Below are 3,042 nucleotides of genomic sequence, written 5' to 3'. Positions count from 1 at the left end.
CCCACGCCACGACTCAGCTTTGTTTGGAATCGCTGGAAATGCGGCTTGGTTTTGCGGAAAGTCAAGCTGTGGTGGCGGATATTGGCTGCGGTTCGGGAATACTATCTGTTGGGGCTGTGTTGCTGGGTGCCGAAAAGGTTTATGCAGTCGATACCGATCCGATCGCAGTACGCTCTACTCGCAGCAATCGCACTCTTAACAAGGTTGCTTCTGGGCGTCTAATTGTGGAACAGGGCAGTGTCGATCTCGTGATGCAGATGAGTGATGGCCCTGTAGATGGTATTGTCTGTAATATTCTGGCGGAGGTGATTATTGACTTGATTCCGCAAATGAGCGAAATTGCTAAACCTAACACTTGGGGAATTCTCAGCGGTATTTTGCTAGATCAGACTAAACCAGTTGCCGATGTTCTGGAACAAAATGGTTGGGTAATTGCCACTCTCTGGCGTCGGCAAGATTGGTGTTGCTTCAATATTCGTCGAGGCTAAGACATCGTAATTGTTATGAGCGGAGGAAGAAGTACAGGTAAACAAGATCGATCGCAATCAGCAAACCTTTCCCAATCCAAGATTGCAGAAGATTAAAAACAGGAAACGAGGCTAACAGCACTAACGATATTTCAACAACAGAAACAATTCCACCGTAATGCTTCTTGTCCCAGTAAGAAATGGGGCTGATAAATCGATAGTTGCTGAAGGGGAAAAAGTGCCGATGCGCGTCATCGTTGTGAACTGGCAAATCGAAAAGCGAATGCAGCACCATGCTGATGCAAAGGATTTGCACTTTTTGCCAACCCAATTTATAAGCAATAAACCATCCTAAGAAAGCCAAAGGAATGGAATGAAAGAGCGCGACAATATTTTGCCAAAAAGCTTGATAGTAAACTTCTGACCAAATTTGTTTTTCTGGCAACCGCGCAATCAATTTTGCCCATCCGTACAAAACAAATATGGGAATATCCGGTAAAATCGCGCCTATGAAAATGGTAAGATTGGCTTCTGGTAGCGACTTTTTGCCCAAAAAGAAAAGATTGAGGATGGCATGACTGGGTGTGTTCATGGCTGGGCTTGACTTGGTAATTCCTCTGGCTTAATATTAATAAAAGGCAGCGCTTCATTCCCACCCAAAACTGTGGGGAAATGACCGTCCCATTTTTCGATCGCCTGCTTTTGTAAAATTAGCGGCGTTAAGTTTTCCCGCAATAACCTTTGCGCTTCAGCTTGTCCCTTGGCGCGGTTGATTTCTGCCTGCGCTTCTTGGGCAGCTTTTAAAGCTACAAATTCTGCCCGTTTTGCTTCCTGTTCGGCAATTTGTTTGGCTTCCACAGCTTCGCTGAACCGCTGGGAGAAGTGGATATTCACCAAAGAAATATCATCGACTCCGATGTTGTATTGAGCCAACCGCGCAGTCAACTGCTCGTCAATGCCTGCTTTTACTTCTCCGCGTTTGGTGATAATTTGTTCGGCAGTGTACAGAGCCATTACTGCTTTGAGGACTTCTTCAATTGCTGGGTTGATAATCCTCTGAATTACCTCTTTTTCATCGCCAATCTGTTGAAAGATTGTGTTGGCTTTTTCTGGTATAATATGCCAGTTCAGGGCTACATCGGTGAAGACATCTTGAAGGTCTTTCGATGCTGCTTGAGCGGGAATTTGATGTTTTTGGACGCGGACGCTGAGAGCTTGTACCGTATTGACAATCGGGACGATCGCGTGGATTCCCTCTGACAAAACTCGCTCTTGGACTTGACCGAATTGCATGACCACGCCGCGTTCGCCAGCGTTGATAATTACAAAGGGTTTGAAAGCGATCGCAACTGTCAACACCAATAGCAGTATAGCCGCTGCGATATAAGAAGCATTGTTAGATTTCATTTATTTTGTTGAGCGGGCAAATTAGCTGGACTAACATTAATAAATGGTAGCGCACCGTTGCCACTCATTACAGTCGGGAATTTGCCATCCCATTTTTCTATAGCTTGCTTTTGCAAAATTTGCGGCGTTAAATTTTGCCGTAGCAGTCTTTGTGCTTCTGCTTGACCTTTGGCGCGGTTAATATCTGCCTGAGCTTCCTTCGATGCTTTCAAGGCTATATATTCGGCTTGCTTCGCCTCTTGTTCGGCTATCTGTTTGGCTTCAATAGCTTTACTAAACTCAGGAGAAAAAGCAAAATCTACCAGAGAAACATCATCCACGCCAATTCCATAAGCTTGCAAACGAGTTTTGAGTCGATTATCGATTTCTTCTTTCAGTTGTGTTCGCTTGGTGATAATTTCCTCGGCTGTCTTTTTAGCAGTTGCTGCCTTGAGAACTTCTGATACAGCGGGAGTGATAATCCCATTCACAATTTGCTCTGTATCCCCCACCCGTTGATAAACTTTATTTACTTCAGCGGGGTTAATATGCCAGTTGACGGCGAGGTCTGCTGTAATTTTCTGTAAATCTTTAGAAGCTGCGTCTGCCGTAAAATCGTTCTTTTGTACGCGAACGCTGAGCCTTTTTACAGATGTCACTACTGGTATAATTGGGTGGATGCCCTCATCTAAAACCGTATTTTGAACTTTGCCTAATTGCATGACAACGCCTCGCTCTCCGGCATTGATAATTGCAAAAGGGCGAAAGATAATAGCTGCCAGTACAAACGCTATACCCCCAGCGACGTAAAGAACAAGGGGAAAAGAATCGACGGCTTTAATTTTGGAGTTAGGCATAGTTGGATAGTTAGGAGATGTTTGTGTGTATTCCAATTATTAGAAATGGCTTTTGGACAATTTCTGGCTCCTGCCTATTAAAACAAAACCGAGAAAGATGATTCCGCAGCCAGCAATATTTCTTCAACAAGGAGTGCCAAAAACGTTAGGGGTTTAAAGATTATGACTTGTGCAAAGAAACCCTGTTTCTATGAGAAATATTTGGTTTGGCGACGATAAATCGCCGCAGAAACCGGGTTTCTGGCCTCAGAGTATGTAAGTACCGGACTGGCCCGATCGCAAAAACACGATTGCGTTGCACCATTGACAGAAAATTAGCTCAACCGCCACCA

At 44.5% G+C, this 3,042-nt stretch carries 4 protein-coding genes; 1 reads left to right on the top strand and 3 read right to left on the bottom strand.

The genetic code is table 11. From position 1 onward, the window contains the following. Positions 1-488: 50S ribosomal protein L11 methyltransferase (locus H6S82_RS26605; RefSeq protein WP_191056986.1), on the top strand; the 488-nt coding region annotated here is incomplete at its 5' end. A 13-nt stretch (positions 489-501) separates the two neighbouring features. On the opposite strand, the gene H6S82_RS26600 is transcribed toward H6S82_RS26605, so the two are convergent. The 3 genes from H6S82_RS26600 to H6S82_RS26590 are packed head-to-tail and all read right to left on the bottom strand — an operon-like array spanning position 502 to position 2,710. Then, the gene (locus H6S82_RS26600; RefSeq protein WP_190471699.1) at positions 502-1,059 is read right to left on the bottom strand and encodes a hypothetical protein; all 558 of its coding nucleotides are present in this window, start codon (positions 1,057-1,059) and stop codon (positions 502-504) included. Further along, complete coding sequence (locus H6S82_RS26595) at positions 1,056-1,874, bottom strand: prohibitin family protein (RefSeq protein WP_190471701.1); 819 nt, start codon at positions 1,872-1,874, stop codon at positions 1,056-1,058. Before H6S82_RS26595 ends, H6S82_RS26600 begins: the two co-directional genes overlap by 4 nt. Continuing rightward, entirely contained in the window at positions 1,871-2,710 is an 840-nt protein-coding gene (locus H6S82_RS26590; protein WP_190471703.1) for a prohibitin family protein, read from the bottom strand. Before H6S82_RS26590 ends, H6S82_RS26595 begins: the two co-directional genes overlap by 4 nt. Positions 2,711-3,042: the final 332 nt, after the last annotated feature.

This window comes from Planktothrix sp. FACHB-1355 (assembly GCF_014748295.1).
GTDB lineage: Bacteria > Cyanobacteriota > Cyanobacteriia > Cyanobacteriales > Aerosakkonemataceae > Aerosakkonema > Aerosakkonema funiforme_A.
This window is presented reverse-complemented; position numbering and strand designations above follow the sequence as displayed.

Coding starts and splice junctions, on each gene's coding strand:
- H6S82_RS26600 (WP_190471699.1), bottom strand. CDS start 1,059: ATGAACACACCCAGTCATGCCATCCTCAATCTTTTCTTTTTGGGCAAA.
- H6S82_RS26595 (WP_190471701.1), bottom strand. CDS start 1,874: ATGAAATCTAACAATGCTTCTTATATCGCAGCGGCTATACTGCTATTG.
- H6S82_RS26590 (WP_190471703.1), bottom strand. CDS start 2,710: ATGCCTAACTCCAAAATTAAAGCCGTCGATTCTTTTCCCCTTGTTCTT.